The sequence below is a fragment of the Lacinutrix venerupis genome, assembly GCF_001971745.1.
Classification (GTDB): domain Bacteria; phylum Bacteroidota; class Bacteroidia; order Flavobacteriales; family Flavobacteriaceae; genus Lacinutrix; species Lacinutrix venerupis.
Genome location: NZ_CP019352.1, coordinates 2,370,467 through 2,387,468, shown reverse-complemented (window position 1 = coordinate 2,387,468; position 17,002 = coordinate 2,370,467). Strand labels below are relative to the sequence as shown.

19 protein-coding genes are annotated in these 17,002 nt (G+C 29.5%); 9 read left to right on the top strand and 10 right to left on the bottom strand.

The annotated features are described in order from the left end of the window. Positions 1 to 21: 21 nt before the first annotated feature. Together BWR22_RS10890 and recF are read right to left on the bottom strand one after the other, a co-directional pair. Positions 22 to 441, bottom strand: coding sequence for a lipocalin family protein (locus tag BWR22_RS10890; RefSeq protein WP_076733702.1), 420 nt, complete (start codon positions 439 to 441; stop codon positions 22 to 24). A gap of 34 nt (positions 442 to 475) precedes the next feature. Further along, a complete protein-coding gene (recF, locus tag BWR22_RS10885) occupies positions 476 to 1,555 on the bottom strand; it encodes a DNA replication/repair protein RecF (RefSeq protein ID WP_076733701.1) in 1,080 nt (359 codons plus the stop codon). A 126-nt stretch (positions 1,556 to 1,681) separates the two neighbouring features. On the opposite strand from recF, the gene BWR22_RS10880 reads away from it, so the two are divergent. The 8 genes from BWR22_RS10880 to BWR22_RS10845 all read left to right on the top strand — a co-directional run bounded on the left by BWR22_RS10880 (position 1,682) and on the right by BWR22_RS10845 (position 8,183). After that, a complete protein-coding gene (locus BWR22_RS10880) occupies positions 1,682 to 2,461 on the top strand; it encodes a tetratricopeptide repeat protein (protein WP_076733700.1) in 780 nt (259 codons plus the stop codon). Positions 2,462 to 2,463: 2 nt separating this feature from the next. Beyond that, positions 2,464 to 2,946, top strand: coding sequence for a 6,7-dimethyl-8-ribityllumazine synthase (gene ribH, locus BWR22_RS10875; RefSeq protein ID WP_076733699.1), 483 nt, complete (start codon positions 2,464 to 2,466; stop codon positions 2,944 to 2,946). 203 nt (positions 2,947 to 3,149) lie between these two features. Further along, complete coding sequence (locus BWR22_RS10870; RefSeq protein ID WP_076733698.1) at positions 3,150 to 3,374, top strand: hypothetical protein; 225 nt, start codon at positions 3,150 to 3,152, stop codon at positions 3,372 to 3,374. A gap of 5 nt (positions 3,375 to 3,379) precedes the next feature. Beyond that, positions 3,380 to 3,655 carry a riboflavin synthase subunit beta gene (locus BWR22_RS10865; protein WP_076733697.1) on the top strand — a complete coding sequence of 92 codons (276 nt, stop codon included), beginning with the start codon at positions 3,380 to 3,382 and terminating at the stop codon, positions 3,653 to 3,655. A 7-nt stretch (positions 3,656 to 3,662) separates the two neighbouring features. Continuing rightward, positions 3,663 to 5,510, top strand: coding sequence for a DNA mismatch repair endonuclease MutL (gene mutL, locus BWR22_RS10860; RefSeq protein ID WP_076733696.1), 1,848 nt, complete (start codon positions 3,663 to 3,665; stop codon positions 5,508 to 5,510). Between the two features lie 36 nt (positions 5,511 to 5,546). Next, positions 5,547 to 6,293 (top strand): rhomboid family intramembrane serine protease, encoded by a 747-nt coding sequence (locus tag BWR22_RS10855; protein WP_076733695.1) that lies wholly within the window; start codon positions 5,547 to 5,549, stop codon positions 6,291 to 6,293. Between the two features lie 5 nt (positions 6,294 to 6,298). After that, positions 6,299 to 7,159, top strand: coding sequence for a rhomboid family intramembrane serine protease (locus BWR22_RS10850; RefSeq protein WP_076733694.1), 861 nt, complete (start codon positions 6,299 to 6,301; stop codon positions 7,157 to 7,159). 4 nt (positions 7,160 to 7,163) lie between these two features. Then, positions 7,164 to 8,183, top strand: a complete 1,020-nt coding sequence (locus BWR22_RS10845; protein WP_076733693.1) for an endonuclease/exonuclease/phosphatase family protein — start codon at positions 7,164 to 7,166, stop codon at positions 8,181 to 8,183. Positions 8,184 to 8,210: 27 nt separating this feature from the next. Here BWR22_RS10845 and BWR22_RS10840 read toward each other — a convergent pair whose 3' ends face one another. The 7 genes from BWR22_RS10840 to BWR22_RS10810 all read right to left on the bottom strand — a co-directional run bounded on the left by BWR22_RS10840 (position 8,211) and on the right by BWR22_RS10810 (position 14,048). Further along, entirely contained in the window at positions 8,211 to 8,519 is a 309-nt protein-coding gene (locus BWR22_RS10840; protein ID WP_076733692.1) for a DUF6122 family protein, read from the bottom strand. Continuing rightward, the gene (locus BWR22_RS10835) at positions 8,519 to 9,136 is read right to left on the bottom strand and encodes a WbqC family protein (protein ID WP_076733691.1); all 618 of its coding nucleotides are present in this window, start codon (positions 9,134 to 9,136) and stop codon (positions 8,519 to 8,521) included. Before BWR22_RS10835 ends, BWR22_RS10840 begins: the two co-directional genes overlap by 1 nt. A 102-nt stretch (positions 9,137 to 9,238) precedes the next feature. Continuing rightward, positions 9,239 to 10,966: a signal peptidase I gene (gene lepB, locus BWR22_RS10830; RefSeq protein WP_076733690.1), complete on the bottom strand. Its 1,728-nt coding sequence runs from the start codon at positions 10,964 to 10,966 to the stop codon at positions 9,239 to 9,241. 76 nt (positions 10,967 to 11,042) lie between these two features. Next, positions 11,043 to 11,744 (bottom strand): 4-hydroxy-tetrahydrodipicolinate reductase, encoded by a 702-nt coding sequence (gene dapB, locus BWR22_RS10825; protein WP_076733689.1) that lies wholly within the window; start codon positions 11,742 to 11,744, stop codon positions 11,043 to 11,045. A gap of 11 nt (positions 11,745 to 11,755) precedes the next feature. Then, positions 11,756 to 12,382, bottom strand: coding sequence for a DUF5683 domain-containing protein (locus BWR22_RS10820; RefSeq protein ID WP_076733688.1), 627 nt, complete (start codon positions 12,380 to 12,382; stop codon positions 11,756 to 11,758). Then, positions 12,372 to 13,280, bottom strand: coding sequence for a ParB/RepB/Spo0J family partition protein (locus tag BWR22_RS10815; protein ID WP_076733687.1), 909 nt, complete (start codon positions 13,278 to 13,280; stop codon positions 12,372 to 12,374). The genes BWR22_RS10820 and BWR22_RS10815 overlap by 11 nt, the downstream gene beginning before the upstream one ends. 3 nt (positions 13,281 to 13,283) lie before the next feature. Then, positions 13,284 to 14,048, bottom strand: coding sequence for a ParA family protein (locus BWR22_RS10810; protein ID WP_076733686.1), 765 nt, complete (start codon positions 14,046 to 14,048; stop codon positions 13,284 to 13,286). A 239-nt stretch (positions 14,049 to 14,287) separates the two neighbouring features. On the opposite strand from BWR22_RS10810, the gene BWR22_RS10805 reads away from it, so the two are divergent. After that, positions 14,288 to 15,745: a CotH kinase family protein gene (locus BWR22_RS10805; protein ID WP_076733685.1), complete on the top strand. Its 1,458-nt coding sequence runs from the start codon at positions 14,288 to 14,290 to the stop codon at positions 15,743 to 15,745. On the opposite strand, the gene BWR22_RS10800 is transcribed toward BWR22_RS10805, so the two are convergent. Further along, positions 15,746 to 16,951, bottom strand: coding sequence for a metallophosphoesterase (locus BWR22_RS10800; RefSeq protein WP_083678289.1), 1,206 nt, complete (start codon positions 16,949 to 16,951; stop codon positions 15,746 to 15,748). Positions 16,952 to 17,002: the final 51 nt, after the last annotated feature.

Sequence of the window (17,002 nt, the reverse complement as noted above, 5' to 3'; positions counted from 1 at the left end):
TCCACTGTTGTGGTAATTATTTTATTGGTTAATATTTATTGGAGTAAAGCGTTTGTATAAATACACATCATTTCTTTTGTTAGCAATTTTTAATCTATTTTCATTTGCCATTAAAATGGTTTCTTTCCAGTTTGCATATTTAGTTGAATAATACAAGTTTAAACTGTCGTTTTCTATTTTTATTTGAAACGTTTCAGTATCTTTTGATGTTTCATATTTACCATCAAAACGTGGTTTCATTTTTTTTCTAAATCCTTTTAAACTATCGTTTACCAATATATAATCTACAGTTTGGTTAATCTTGTACTCTTTTTTGTCACCGTTAGATAGTGTTACGCTTTCAATTTCCCAATAACCATCAATATATTGTACTAAGTTTTCTGGGTTTTTAGAGCAGCTAAAAATTGTTGTAAGTAATATAATAAATAGAATTTTCTTCATTTTTAATTGTAATATATTATTGTGTTTTTTTTATCTACAATTTAAATATTTCATAAGATTGGTGTACTTGTTTTACTGCGTTTTCAGTACGTTCAGCATGTGTGTCGCTAATAAAAAGTTGTCCAAAATTTTCATCATCTACTAATTTAATTAATTGTGTAACGCGTTGTTCATCTAACTTATCAAAAATATCATCTAATAACAAAATTGGATTAACACCACTTTGTTGCTTTATAAAATCGAATTGTGCTAGTTTTAAGGCAATTAAAAAAGACTTTTGTTGTCCTTGACTACCAAATTTTTTAATAGGATGGTTATCTATATTAAAGATTAAATCATCTTTATGTATGCCTACACTAGTGTATTGTATGGCTTTGTCCTTATTTATAACCTGCATAAGCAAAGTATTTAAATCTGTATCAAATAAATCGCTTTTGTAAACTAAATTTACAATTTCATTGCCATTACTAATTGCTTGGTATCTTGCTTTAAAAATAGGAATAAAGGTTTTTAAAAAAGCGTTTCTTTTGTTAAAAACTTTGGTTCCGTAATCTGTTAATTGATTATTGTAAACTTCTAAAGTGTCTTTATTAAAAGTATTGTTTAAGGCAAAATATTTTAATAAACTATTACGTTGAGCAAGTATTTTATTATATTTAATTAAATCGTCTAAATACAATTTATCGCTTTGCGAGATAACACTATCTATAAATTTTCTTCTTGTATCGCTACCTTCGGTAATTAAATCTCTATCTGCAGGCGAAATTATTACTAAAGGTAAAAAGCCAATATGGTCACTAAATTTGGTATAACTCTTTCCGTTTCTTTTTATAACTTTTTTTTGGCCGCGTTTTAAACTAACTACAATTTTTTCTAATTTACTCTCTTTGTCATATTCTCCATTAACAACAAAAAACTCTTGATCATGTTTTATGTTTTGTGAAGCTACAGGATTAAAGTAACTTTTACCAAACGAAAGATGGTAGATAGCGTCTAAAATATTTGTTTTCCCTACACCGTTATTGCCTACAAGACAATTAATTGTGTCGTTAAATATTAGAGATTTACTCTCAAAATTTTTATAATTTACTAAAGAAAGCGACTTTAAAATCATATACTAATTATACAAATCTAGTAGTTGTTATTTTTACAAATAGATGCGACTTGCAAAATAACAAATAAATAAGCTTTTATATATGAAGAAAAATTTTATTTTTGCGACGCATAAATAAAACTATACATGGCAACTTATAAGAAAAGAGGTTATAAACCAAAAACAGAAAAAGAACAGGAAGTTATTGAGGAGAACTTAGGAGAAAACTCAACAACTGCAGAAGTATTTGATGCCTTAGACGAATCGGCTTCTAAAACAGAAGATTTTGTTGCTGCTAACCAAAAATATATCTTTATAATTATTGGAGTAGTTGCTGCTTTAGTTTTAGGGTATTTAGGATACAAGAAATTAGTTCAAGAACCTGCAAATGCAGAAGGGATGAATGAAATGTACTACGCGCAAAAACAATTTAACGAAGCTGTAAGTGGTGTATCTAGCGACTCACTATACAATGTAGCACTTAATGGTAGCGATGGTAAATATGGTATGTTAGATATTATAAAAGAATATAGTGGTACACCTGCTGCTAATTTAGCAAATTATTATGCTGGAATGGCTTACTTAAACTTAAAAGACTATAAAAATGCTATTACGCATTTAGATAAATTTGAAAGTGAAGATGAAGCTGCAGGACCAATGGCAAAAGGATCTATAGGAGATGCTTTTATTCAATTAGAAGATCCAGAAAATGCTTTAGATTATTACTTGCAAGCTGCAAAAATGAGAAATAATGAATTAACTGCTCCTACATACTATTACAAGGCTGGAGTTACTGCCTTAAATTTAGGAAGAGCGTCTGAAGCTTTAGGTTATTTTAATACAATTAAAGAAACTTATCCTAATGCACCAGAAGCAACATCTGTAGATGTATTTATAGGAAAAGCAGAAGCAATGACGAATAAATAAGCATGGCAACAATAAATAATAATTTATCGGAATACGATAAAGCATCAATCCCAAACGCGAAAGATTTTCGGTTTGGGATTGTTGTTTCAGAATGGAATGATAATATAACCGAAGGACTTTATAAAGGCGCTTACGAGACTTTAGTAGAGCATAATGTTTTACCAGAGAATATTACGCGTTGGGATGTTCCTGGAAGTTTTGAACTTATTTACGGTTGCAAGAAAATGCAACAAAAAAATGTAGATGCTGTAATAGCTATTGGTAGTGTAATTCAAGGTGAAACTAAACATTTCGATTTTGTATGCGAAGGTGTTTCACAAGGAATAAAAGACCTAAATGTTTTACATGATATACCTGTAATATTTTGTGTTTTAACAGATAATACCGAGCAACAAGGTATAGAGCGTTCTGGAGGAATACATGGTAATAAAGGTACCGAAGCTGCTGTAGCTGCTATTAAAATGGCTGTTTTAAATAAGAAATAGATATCTCTCTGGCTGTTTACATCTTCAGTTTTTACTTTTTTTAATGCTTAATTTAATTTAAAGTATAAGTCTTTAAAGTTCAGTCTTACACATTTTCTTTTTTTACAAGAAGTATATCTGTTAACAATTTTAGCTTTTCATTATATAAATTCTTTTGTATTTTCAGTACTTTTGAGTGTATCTCAATAGTATAAAATAGTATAGTGTTTAATAATAGAAAAAATAAAACGTTTAATTATAATCCTAGATTTCATAAAGATGAAGTTAAGGATGTTGACTTAGCAGAAAAAACTAAAACAGAGGTTGGTTCGCAATGGAAGCGTACCCGAAAAACCGGAGCCGGAAAGCGTAAAATAGGTTTACCTGGTTTACTTCTATTGTTAGGCATTATTATTGCAATAATGTTCTATCTGGAATCAAAACTATAATTACTATGGCATTTATTAAACTAAAACAAAATAAGAAGTATAATTATAAACCTCGTTTTTATAAAGGAGAAGGAAGCCCGTATGCTATGAAAGGTAAATTTGATGCAGAGCGTACTACACTTGAAGCTTCTGGTGGTTTAAAGTCTAGATTTGTTAAAGCTGTAGACGAGTATAAGAATTCTCCAGACAAAGCAGTTAACAGACGCGTTTATATAATTGTAGCTATTTTAGTGCTACTTTTTCTTTTTATAATAGATTTTGACCTCACTATATTTTTTTAAGTCGTAAATGGCAGATATTATTCAATTATTACCAGATCATGTTGCAAACCAAATAGCTGCAGGAGAAGTTGTACAACGTCCAGCCTCTGTAGTTAAAGAGTTACTAGAAAATGCAATAGATGCTGGTGCAACTACTATAAAACTTGTAATAAAAGATGCAGGTAAAACACTTGTTCAGGTTATAGACAATGGCAAAGGCATGAGTGTTACCGATGCAAGATTAAGTTTTGAACGTCATGCGACATCAAAAATTAAAACTGCAGACGATTTATTTCAGTTAAACACTAAGGGATTTAGAGGAGAGGCGCTAGCTAGTATTGCTGCAATTGCCCATGTAGAACTAAAAACAAAGCAAGAGCATGAAGATGTAGGTACGTGTATAGAAATAGAAGGTAGTAAAGTAAATAAGCAAGAGGTTGTGGTTACTCCAAAAGGAACATCAATTTCTGTAAAAAACCTTTTTTATAATATTCCTGCAAGACGTAATTTTTTAAAATCGAACACTGTAGAAACAAGACATATTATAGATGAGTTTCATCGTGTTGCTTTAGCACATTCTAATATTAGTTTTGTTATGTTTCATAATGGAAGTGAAACATTTAATCTGCCAGAAAGTAATTATAGACAACGTATTGTAAATATTTTTGGAACAAAAACTAATGAAAAGTTAGTGCCTGTAGATGAAGATACCGAAGTATTAAAAATTTCAGGTTTTGTAGGTAAACCCGAGTTTGCAAAAAAAACCAGAGGAGAGCAATTCTTTTTTGTAAATAATAGATTTATAAAAAGTGCCTATCTTAATCATGCTATAGGTTCGGCTTTTGAAGGCTTACTTAAAGATGGCGCTCACGCTAGTTATTTTTTAAATTTAACGGTAAATCCACAAACTATAGATATAAATATTCATCCTACTAAAACTGAAATTAAGTTTGACGATGAACACACACTATATGCTATTTTACGATCTGCGGTAAAGCATAGTTTAGGACAATTTAATATAGCACCAGTTCTAGATTTTGATCGTGATGCTAATTTAGATACACCATATAGCTACCAACAAAAAGGAACACCTTCTGTAGAGGTAGATAGAAGTTTTAATCCTTTTAAAGAAGAAAAACAATCTATTGGTACAGCAAGTACTTCTTACAAAAAAGCGCCAGCTTCAAATTGGGAAAGTTTATACGTAGGTTTAGAGTCTAAAGGCACGCAAACACAACAAGATTTTAGTGAAGTTCATTTTGAAAGTAGTAGTAAAAATGAGTCTATTTTTGAGAATGAAAATCAAGTAGAACAAAAGCAAACCACTTATCAATTTCATAATAAGTACATTGTTAGTACTATTAAGTCTGGTATGTTATTAATAGATCAGCATCGAGCACATCAACGTGTATTGTATGAGGATTTTTTAAAAAATATGACAGTTAAAGAAGCGATGAGTCAACAATTATTGTTTCCATTACAACTTCATTTTTCTCCTTCAGAAATCGAAATTATTAATCAATTAAAAACAGATTTAGAACATACAGGTTTTATATTTCAAACTATAAAAGGAGAATTATTAGAAATTGCTGGAGTTCCAGTAAGTGTTCCAGAGAGTGAAGTTTCTATAATATTAGAGCAATTAATAAGTGACGTGGAAAATGAAGTGCCAGATAGTAACTTTAGTGCCACCGATTTATTAGCTAAATCTTTGTCTAAAAGTTTAGCAATAAAAGCAGGACAAAGTTTAACACTTATAGAACAAGAGCATTTAGTAAATTCATTATTTGCTTGTAAGGAGCCAAATGTATCTCCAACTAATAGAACAACTTTTGTTACGATGACTGTAGATGAGTTAGATAAAAAGTTTATATAAAATTATTAGTATTTCTAAATTTTAGAAAGAAAAAATATGAATAGAATAACCGAAACAGTAAAGCATTTATTAATAATAAACGTAATTATGTTTGTAGCAACACTAGTAATTGGTGAAGCTCGAATGTTCGATTTATTTGCTTTGCATTATCCAGAAAATGGCATTTTTAAGCCTTGGCAAATAGTAACACACATGTTTATGCATGGCGGTTTTACGCATATATTGTTCAACATGTTTGCGCTTTGGATGTTTGGTACTGCAGTAGAGCAACGTTTAGGTAGTAAAAAGTTTTTAATATTATATTTTGCTGCTGGTTTAGGAGCTGTTTTATTTCAACTCGGATTTTATTATTTTGAGTATTCTCAAATTGTACCAGAATTGCAAGCTTCAGGTGTATCTACAGAAGCTTTAATGGATATTTTTAGAACAGGAAAATGGAATTTTCCCACTACCGCTTTGCAGGTGGAACAAATTAATGATGCATTTCAAGTGTATAATGCTACAATGGTAGGTGCTTCGGGCTGTATTATGGGTGTTTTAGTAGCTTTCGGAATATTAAATCCTAATGCAGAGTTAATGCTAATTTTCTTACCAATACCTATTAAAGCTAAATACTTTATACCTTTATTAGTGGGTTATGATATTGTATCTGGTTTTTTAGGAAGTCCTTCAGTTTTTGGAATGAATATAGCCCATTGGGCTCATGTTGGAGGAGCAGTTGTTGGATTAATAGTTATGCAATTTTTAAAAAAGAATACCTTTAATAAGTATAGAATAGATTAATTGTTATGAGCAATTTAGACCAGTTAAAATATAAGTTTAAAAACCTTAATGTACTTGAAAAAATAATAGCTATAAATGTTATTATTTTTTTAATTGTTATAGTATTAAAACCAGTTATTTCGGGTGTTTTGTCTTATTTAGAATTGCCTCCAAGTTTTAACGAGGCTATACTTCAACCTTGGTCTATAATTACATATTCCTTTTTGCATTATAAATTATTACATCTCGTATTTAATATGATTTGGTTGTATTTTATAGGTAGATTATTTCTTAATCTGTTTAGTGCAAAAATGGCATTAAATCTTTATTTTTTAGGCAGTATTGCTGGAGCTTTAATGTTTTTACTATGCTATAATATTTTTCCAGAATATTTTGCAAATAAATATTTTCCATTAATTGGAGCAAGTGCAGCCGTAAGAGCAATCTTTATATTTTTATGTGCATATATGCCTAATACCGAAGTACGTTTAATTACATGGAATGTTAAAATTTGGTACATAGGAGCAGTATTAGTACTATTCGATTTTATAGGGCTTTCAGGAGCAAATGCAGGAGGTAGTTTAGCTCATTTAGGTGGAGCTCTTTTAGGTTTTGTTTATGCAAAACAATTAGTAAAAGGTAACGATATTGGTAAAGGTTTTGAACGATTATTAGATAGTATTACTAATTGGTTTAAAACTAATAAAAAAGGAAATCTTAAAACGGTTTATAAAGATAAAACTAAGGTTGGCGGTTATACTAAAGGAGAATTTAGCGAGTTTAATAACCAAAAAAAAATAGATATTATTTTAGATAAAATAAGTAAAAGTGGTTACGAAAGTTTAACTGCTGCAGAAAAAGAATTTTTATTTAAAGCCGGCAAATAAAATTATGCGAAAATTAAAGTTTTTCGAAAAAGTAATGTTTTTAGCTAACTCTGTAGTAGCTTTTATTTTGCTGCTGTCTTATATAGTGCCATTACTTTCTCCAAAAACTTTTGCAGCAATTTCTGTTTTAGGCTTAGGTGTGCCAATTTTAATACTATTAAACGTTTTGTTTTTTGTGTATTGGTTAGTAAAAATAAAAAAGCAGTTGTTGCTATCCTTATTCGTTTTAACTATTGGTTATTTTATTTTTGGCTCGTTATATAAGTTTTCAGAATCTAAAACAGTTGTAGATAAAAACAATATTTCTGTAATGAATTACAATGTGAGATTATTTAATCTCTACAAATGGATTCCTAATGAAGATGTAGAAGAAAATATAGTTAGCTTTATTAAACAAGAAGCGCCAGATGTATTAGCTTTACAGGAATATCACCCAAGAGAAAGTACAAAGCTCTCTTTCTACAAGTATAAGTATGAAAAACTGCTTGGAAAAAATAAAAAATACGGACAAGCCATTTTCTCAAATTATCCAATTGTAAATTCTGGATCCATAGAGTTTCCTAATACGTTTAACAATGCTATTTATATTGATATTGTAAAATCTAAAGACACTATAAGAATTTATAATATTCATTTACAATCACTACGTATTGATCCAAAATTAGAAACTTTAACAACTAAAGAGTCTGAGAAATTATTTAATGGAATTGGTAATACATTTAAAGTACAAGAGTTACAAGCAGAATTATTTTTAAAGCACAAAAGCAATTCAAAGTATAAGTCTATTATTTGTGGCGATTTTAATAACACTGCCTTTTCTTATGTTTATAAACAAGTTAAAGAAGAGTTTAAAGATACTTTTAAAGAGGCAGGAAATGGTTTTGGTAGAACTTATAATTTTAAGTTTTTTCCAATGCGAATAGATTTTATTTTTACAGATCCTTCTTTTAAAATTAATGCATTTAAAACTTACGATGTTGAATATTCAGACCACTATCCAATAATGACAAAAGTGAGTCTTTAGTATAAAAAATAATTGCTGTAATATTTTTTACATCATCCAGCAGTCTACACTATCTGCAATAATATGAATGCATAATCCAATACCAATCCATCTTGTTTTTTTAGGGAATACTAAAAATAAATATATTGGTATTAAATAGATGCTATGTAAAGGATGAAAATTAATACTACATCTATTAGCTTCAAAAATAGGTGTTGCAAGCAAATGATCTAGATCAATTAGCATTCCTAGTATCATTATTAAATATGCTTTTTTCCATTGAGATTTAAAGCATAGTAAAGCTATAATTAAAGGTAAAATAAAATGAATACCATAATGTACAATAGATTGTATCATTAAAATATATTTTGGGCAGTTAAATAACTTATAGTATTTGGTCCTTCGTTAAAAAGTAAATCTAAAATACTTAAATTATTAATATAACCATGTTTAGTATCGAATACTTGTGTATAAGGTTCTAATGGTAAAATGATTTCTTTTTTAGCATTTACCAAGTTTCTTAAGTCTTTTAAATTTGTTGGGTTTTTTTCAAAAACTTCAGTTTTAGAAATATTAGTTTCTAACTGAAGACATTCGCAAATGGTTTCAAAACATTTTAAATTAAAATCTAAAATAGAGTCGAAAGTTTCAGTGAATAATGGCTGTAATTCGTCTATATAAAACTCGTAAAATGGAGAAGTTCTATAAGCAGATTCTAAAGATTTAAAGTGGTTGTCTTGCCAATTGTAGTTATTAGCAATTGTAACTTCGCTATATTTTTGCCTGTTTTTTTGACTAAAGTTAACAGGAACGCTTAGTTGTAATTTTCCATTAGCAGCATAAATATAACAACGGTTTCTGTAGGTTTGCTTTTGGTAGTTGTCTTGAGTTTCCATTACAATATTTTCAGCTTTAGCAACAGCTACAAAAGTTGCTATACTAGGAAAATAGGTTGGATGGAGTAGGACATTCATTTTGTTTATGCGTTAATTTTTTTCTTACAATATCTTTAGCAATATTAGAGTTAATAGAAACTTTAATCAAATTTATAAACTAACAACGCATTTATGTATAAACTATAGTTTAGCTTTTTTACGTTTTCTAAATCTATTAAAAGCAATTAAACCAGCAATTAAAACTAGAACAGGTATTAAAAACGATGTTGCTTTTCCTGTACCATGAACTGTTGTAAATAGTCTATCCCAGCGTATTTTTTTCTTTATAGTATCAAAACTCATCCACACTAAAACAGGTTTCCCAACAACATGATCGAAAGGTACAAATCCCCAATACCTAGAATCGATTGAGTTTTGTCTATTGTCTCCCATCATCCAGTAGTAGTCTTGTTTAAAAGTATAACTTTTAGCAACCTCACCATTGATTAGAATTTGGTTTCCGCGAGAAGTTATATTGTTTCCTTCGTATTCACCAATTACACGTTTGTATAACGGTAAATTTTGTATAGTTAAATCTAAAGATTCTCCTTTTTTAGGAATGTATATTGGTCCAAAATTATCGGCTGTGAATGGAAATTCCGAATCTTGCGGAAACAATCTACTGTCTGGAGTTTTAGAGTTTACTTTTTCTACAGAAATTACATTTGGGTCTTTAGCTACTTTTTCGGCAAGTTCTTGTGTCATGTTGCCAATGTAATTTGTATTGGCTACAGTCATGTTCAAGCGATTGAAAAAGCGTTGATTTAGTCTTCCAGAAACTTCAGTTTTTAAAGAGTCTCTTTTAATTATATTTAGATTTATATCTTGGCTAGCATTTATAAAGTCTTTAATTTTAGGATCGTCTAAATACTTGTTTTCAATATAATAAGTTTCACTTCCACTGCTTTCTGTAATTTCATATTTATTAAAGAGTTGTCTAATATCTCCTTTTGTTTTTACAGTATAAAAGAATTGTAGTCGAGCTCTATCTGGTAGTACATTTTTTTCGCCATTTATATATACAATACCTTCTCTAAGCTCTAAAGTGTCTCCAGGAATACCTACGCAGCGTTTTACTAAATTAGTTTTCTTGTCTATAGGTTTATAGTAATTTCTATCTGGTGTAAACACATTCATATCCAGTAAAGTATCTGCAGGTTGGTTAAACACAACAATTTCATTTCTTGTTATATTTTGAAAACCAGGCAGTCGCATATAAGGTAGTTGTAACTTATTTTTCCAAGAGGTGTTACGTTCTTCATATTTATCGCTAAATAAGTACGATTTCATTTTTGTTTTAGGAATAGAATCGTGTACCATTGGTAATGCTACCGTAGTCATAGGTACTCTTGCTCCATAATGAAATTTACTAACAAATAGAAAGTCTCCTACAAGTAATGTTTTTTCTAGTGAAGATGATGGAATAACAAAAGGTTGTATAAAATAAGTATGTACAATTGTTGCTGCAACAATAGCAAATAATATAGAACTTATCCAATCTCCAGCACTACTTCCTGCTAGTAAACTTCTGTTTTCTATATAATTAACATCTGCAACATAGTTTAAATAAAAGTTATAAAAACCTAAAGATACAATAGCAAGAATGGTGTCTAGTCTTGAGTTTTTTCCAAAGCTTCTAGCGGTTTCTACCCAAACAACTGGAAACATGATAAGATTTACAATAGGTAAGAAAAGCAATATTGTCCACCACCAAGGTCTATTAATTATTTTCATTAAAATAACAGCGTTATAAATAGGCACAAACGCTTCCCAAGCTTGTCTTCCTGCTTTAATATATAACTTCCAGGTAGCTAAGCCATGTATAACTTGAATAATTAAGAAGAATATAATCCATTGTGTTCCGTCCATAATCTATATTTTGTACTAATATTTAATAGTTTTATTAGTGTTTTTGCTACTGCAAATGTTACATTTTTATTTAAAGTTAACCAATATTTAACACATCTTTCATTGTGTAAACACCAGTTTTGCCGTGTAGCCATTCTGCAGCAATTACGGCTCCTAAAGCAAAACCTTGTCGGTTATGTGCAATATGGTTTATTTCTATAGTATCCACTTCACTTTTGTAGGTAATATTATGAGTTCCTGGAACATTTTCAATACGCTTAGCAGTAATAGGAAGTACGTTGTCTTTATTACCATCTAGTTTCCATGAAGTGAAATTATTGTGGTTCTCAATAATATCTTCGGCTAAAGAAATAGCTGTGCCACTAGGAGCGTCTAGTTTTTGTGTATGGTGTATTTCTTCAATATCAACATTGTAATCTTTTAATGAAGACATCATTTTTGCTAATGTTTTATTAAGCTCGAAAAAAATATTTACGCCTAAACTAAAATTAGATGCATATATAAATGCTCCTTTTTTTTCTTCACAAAGACTTACAATTTTATTGTAATTGTCTAACCAACCTGTTGTTCCAGAAATAACTGGAATATTATGGTTTATACAGTTAGAAATATTTGTAAATGCAGCTTCTGGAATACTAAAATCTATGGCAATATCTGCAGCAGTAATTTCAGAATTTAAAGCTTCAGATGTTTTTATAACAATTTCGTGGCCTCGACTTAAAGCGATAGCTTCAATTGTTTTTCCCATTTTTCCATAGCCAAGTAAAGCAATTTTCATAATCTATACTTTTAATCTAGTTTAAAATTCATTGTTAAACCAACGGTTCCTTTTCTTTCAAACTCATCAAGTTTATAATGCGGTTTAAAACTTAAATTATCGTCTACATTATATTGTAGTAAATGTGCATCTACATTAGCATCAATAATATTTAAAGCATATAATCCAACGGTTACTAAAAGTGATAGTTCTTTATTTCGTCTGTAAGATTTTTGTGCTTCACGTAAGCCATCGTCTGTTAACCTATCTTGAAATTCATCATCATTAAAGCCTGCTAATCTACGTTTGTAAGCATCACGTACACGATTGTATTGCTTATTATTGTCTATATAAAAATAAACACCAGTTCCAATGGCTGCATAAACAATAGGAATTTTCCAATACTTTTTATTATAAGCTTGCCCTAAACCAGGTAAAACAGCAGAGTAGAAGGCTGCTTTAGATGGACGAAGCGGATCGATTTCCTTTCTTACCAATAAAGAATCTGCTGGATTAATAACCAGGCCTTCCTCAATTTCTTGAGTTTGTTCTTTTTTGTTTTCTTTTGAAGTTTTACTGTTTTTTTCTTTTTCTTCTTGCGCTAAAGCCGAAAAACTAAATAGTAAACAAAAAACAGATATGAGAATTTTATTTGTCACCTTGGACTAACTTTTTAATACGATTGAAATCTTCTTCAGAATGAAAAGGAATTGTTATTTTTCCTTTACCATTACTAGATATTTTAACGTCTATTTTGTGGCCAAAGTATTCTGAAAATGCTGCCATTCCTTTTTTAACATATTTTGGCAACTCTTCTTTTGTTGCTTTTTTAGGTATAACAACTTCATTTGTACTATTATAGTTTTTAACTAAAGCTTCTGTTTCTCTAACAGATAACTTGTTAGCTAATATTTTTTCGTAAATATCTAACTGTATGGATTGGTCTTCAATGTTAATAATTGCTCGTCCATGTCCCATTGATAAAAAACCATCTCGCATTCCTGTTTGAATAATAGGATCGAGTTTTAACAAACGTAAGTAGTTTGCAATTGTAGAACGTTTTTTTCCAACACGTTCACTCATTTGTTCTTGAGTTAATTGAATTTCATCAATTAAACGTTGGTATGATAATGCAATTTCAATAGGATCTAAATCTTGACGTTGGATGTTTTCAACCAATGCCATTTCCAGACTTTCTTGGTCGTTTGCAATACGAATATATGCAGGAATAGTTTCTAGCCCAATAGATTTACTTGCGCGAAAACGACGTTCTCCAGATACTAATTGGTATTTTTCAAAACCTAATTTTCTAACAGTTATAGGTTGTATTACACCTAATTCTTTTATAGAAGATGCTAATTCGCGTAATGCTTCTTCGTTAAAGCTTGTTCTTGGTTGAAAAGGATTCATTTCTATAGCATCCAATTCTAACTCTACAATATTACCAATTACTTTATCTGCGTTTTTGTCTTGTACAGATTGTATGTCGTTACTAGGGTCTTTTAATAAAGCCGAAAGACCTCTACCTAAAGCCTGTTTCTTAGTTGCCTTCGCCATAGTTTAGGAGTTTTTATTTATTACTTCTTTTGCTAAACTTAAATAATTAGCCGCACCTTTACTAGACGCGTCGTAGTTAATTATATTTTCACCATAACTTGGTGCTTCGCTAAGCTTAACATTACGTTGTATTATGGTTTCAAAAACCATATCGTTAAAATGTTTTTGTACTTCTTCAACTACTTGGTTAGATAGGCGTAAGCGCGAATCGTACATAGTTAATAGTAAACCTTCTATATCTAAAGCAGTATTGTGTATTTTTTGTACACTTTTTATAGTATTTAATAATTTACCTAAACCTTCTAAAGCAAAATATTCGCATTGAATAGGTATAATTACAGCATCTGCTGCAGTTAAAGCATTTAAAGTTAGTAAGCCTAGAGATGGTGCACAATCAATTATAATAAAATCGTACTCATCCTTTATATCGTTTAAAGCTTTTTTAAGCATGTACTCTCTAGAGTCTTTATCTACAAGCTCAATTTCTATGGCAACTAAATCTATATGCGCAGGAATAATATCTAAGTTAGGCGTATTTGTATTTACAATAGCTTCTTTTGCAGAGTTTGTATGCTCTAAAAGTTGGTAAGTTCCAACCTCTACAGTTTCTACATCTATACCTAATCCAGATGTTGAATTTGCTTGTGGATCTGCATCTATAAGCAATACCTTTTTCTCTAAAACGCCTAAAGAAGCTGCTAAATTAACTGAGGTTGTTGTTTTCCCAACACCTCCTTTTTGATTGGCAATGGCAATAATTTTACCCATTAAATGATTTGGTTTTATTAGTGAACTTAAAATAAAAAAGTCCAGCGTAAAAATACAACTATTTATGAGTTAATAAAACCGAAGTTGTTAACAGTTGGTTAAACTTTTTTAGTTGCATTTTTAAAATTACATTAGTCTATATTTAAAAAATGTATTAAGGCATAAATATTGTAATGTTATATTAATGTATAATAGATTAAAGTTTTTATTCGCTATTTTTAAGAAAATTAAATAATATAATGAAGTATTTATCTCAATTAACACTTATATCTTTTATTTTACTCTTTCTTACACAGTGTTCTGCACAAGATGTGGTCACGGCAGATCAAGGAAGTTTTGGAGTTGATAAAAAAAATAAAATTATTGTTTGGCATCAACAGAATTTAGATGCCATACTCTCAAAAAATAAGAATATAGTAAGTATTAACTTTAATGAGGATTTTTCTTTAAAAAACACTTCTAAAAAGTTGTCTTATAACGAAGGTATTAGTGTAACTAATGGCGATGATTACACGTTGTATATTTCTAAAATACCATTAATTCATATTACCATAGATACAGAAAATATGACTAACGAATCTAAAATCGCTGGTAATTTTACCTACTACAATAATAAGGAATTTATTGAAAGTGTAATGGGAGTGAGGTATCGAGGTAATTTGTCTTTAAGCTTTCCTAAAAAATCTTTTGATATAGAATTTTGGACAGATAAAACTTCTCAAGAAAAAAAAGATTTAAAATTTAACGGTATGCGATCTGATGATGATTGGATTCTTGACGGGATGTATAACGAACCTTTGCGTTTACGCTCGGATGTGGCGACTAATTTATGGTTAGATATACAAAAACCTTATTATTTAGATAAAGAACCAGAAGCTAAAAATGGTTTTGAAGTTAAGTATGTTGAACTATTTAAAAATAACGAATATTATGGTATTTATCAATTCTCGGAATCTGTAGATAGAAAGCAATTACAAATTAAAAAAAGTGAGGGCAATGTAGTTAATGGAGAATTGTATAAGGCTAATTCTTACGATGGAGGACCAGATTTTACTAAAGCTCCAGAGAAATTTAATAATCTTTTTCCACATTGGAGTGGTTGGAGAACAGAATATCCTTTTATAAACTATAAATCGCATTTTGAAAACTTATTCGAACTTCAACAACTTGTTGTTAAAGGTACAGATGAATCATTTTCTAATAATATTGCTAATAAGGTTAATATTGAAAATGTTATAAATTATTATTTGTTTGTTAACGCAATGCGAGCAACAGATAATTTAGGTAAAAACTACTATTTAGGAAAGTATAATAAAAATGAACCTTACTTTTTTGTTGCTTGGGATTTAGATGGTGTTTTAGGAATTATACGAGATGGAGAAAGAGAACATGTTTCAGATTTTGTTTTAGGAAATGGGCTTTTTAATCGTTTAATAAAGTTAAATCCAAACAATTTTAATCAGAAATTAAAAGACAGATGGATAGCATTAAGAGCAAACGAATTTAGTAATGATGCCTTACTATCTAGAATAGATAAAGTTTATAATAAATTTACAAAAGAAAAGATATACGAGAGAGAACAATTAGTATGGATAAATAAACTTAATGAGAATACAAATAAGGAGCATTACGAGTATTTAAAGACATCTTTAGAAAATAGATTAACCTTTTTAGACAACCACTTTAAATCTTTATAATTACTTTGCTAATGGTTTTTTTAAGCCAGCATCATCTATTATAAATTCTTGATTATTTTCTATTAATAATCCTTTTGTTTGTCCTGTAAATTTTATGTAACCATGATTAACGTCTGTAATAATAATTTTTCCGTTAAAATCTGTAGTAATAGAATCTACAGGAGTATGGCCAATAATTATTTTTTTTGCATCGTAAAATTTTAAAACTCTATCAAGCTCTAATGGTGTAATTTTGTCGTATTGAAATCTCCTTTTCACAAGTCCGCGATACCAAAAAGGGCCTTTTAAACTATAAAGAAAATTTACTTTTTCATCTATTAAATTTTCGATGCCAGTAAAATGAGTGCGAACAAGTTTATTTATTTGTTCTAAACTTAATTTATAATCCAAAATTTCTGGGCTTATTCCGGCATGAACAAAAAGGTAGTCTCCAATTTTTTCAATTACATTTTTTGTGGCTAGCCATTTTCCTATTTCAGAACGTGTAGAATATAAATATTTAATAGCTTCTTTTTTATCTTCTAATTGACTAATTTCTTGTGCAGCTTTTATATACTTACCACGGTTATACCTGTGATCTCCAAAAAAATTAAGTATTTCGTGGTTGCCTAATATAAAATGCACTTGCCCATTATGTTTTTGGGCTTGTTGCTCAAGTTTATAAATAAGCCAAAGTACTTGAGTAACATTTCTGCCTCTGTCCATAAAATCTCCACCTAAAACTAAATGGCCATTTCCAAAAATCCAATTATGGTTTTCATCTATAATTTTATTAGCATATAAAAATCCAGCAAAGGCATTGTATTTTCCTTCAATATCTGAAATAACCACCATTTTCTCAGGTAGATTATATACGGTTTCGGGAATATTGTACTCTTTTTGTAATGGCACAAAAAAGGTGTCTTTTTCTATATTATCTACTTTAACACGAATTGAATCTCTATTAAAAAAAGGAGTAACTAAAAGTTTACTTTCTGAAGTTACACGATATAAAGTGTCGTTAATAATGTATGGGCCATCGTTACCGCTAAAACGAATTTGTCTTTTCTTTTTTTTTAAAAATGTCTTTTCAACTATACTATCTTTTTTTTGTGCTTTTGGATATGTAATGTCTTGAGCAAAAACAATAACAGGAAAGGAAACAGTAAAACATAACAATAAACCAATGGCGAATAAGTTTGTATGTTTTAAATGAAAGTGTTTCATGATCTACAATAAGTTATCAATTTTTGTTCCATTTGTAATGTACTAAAATGT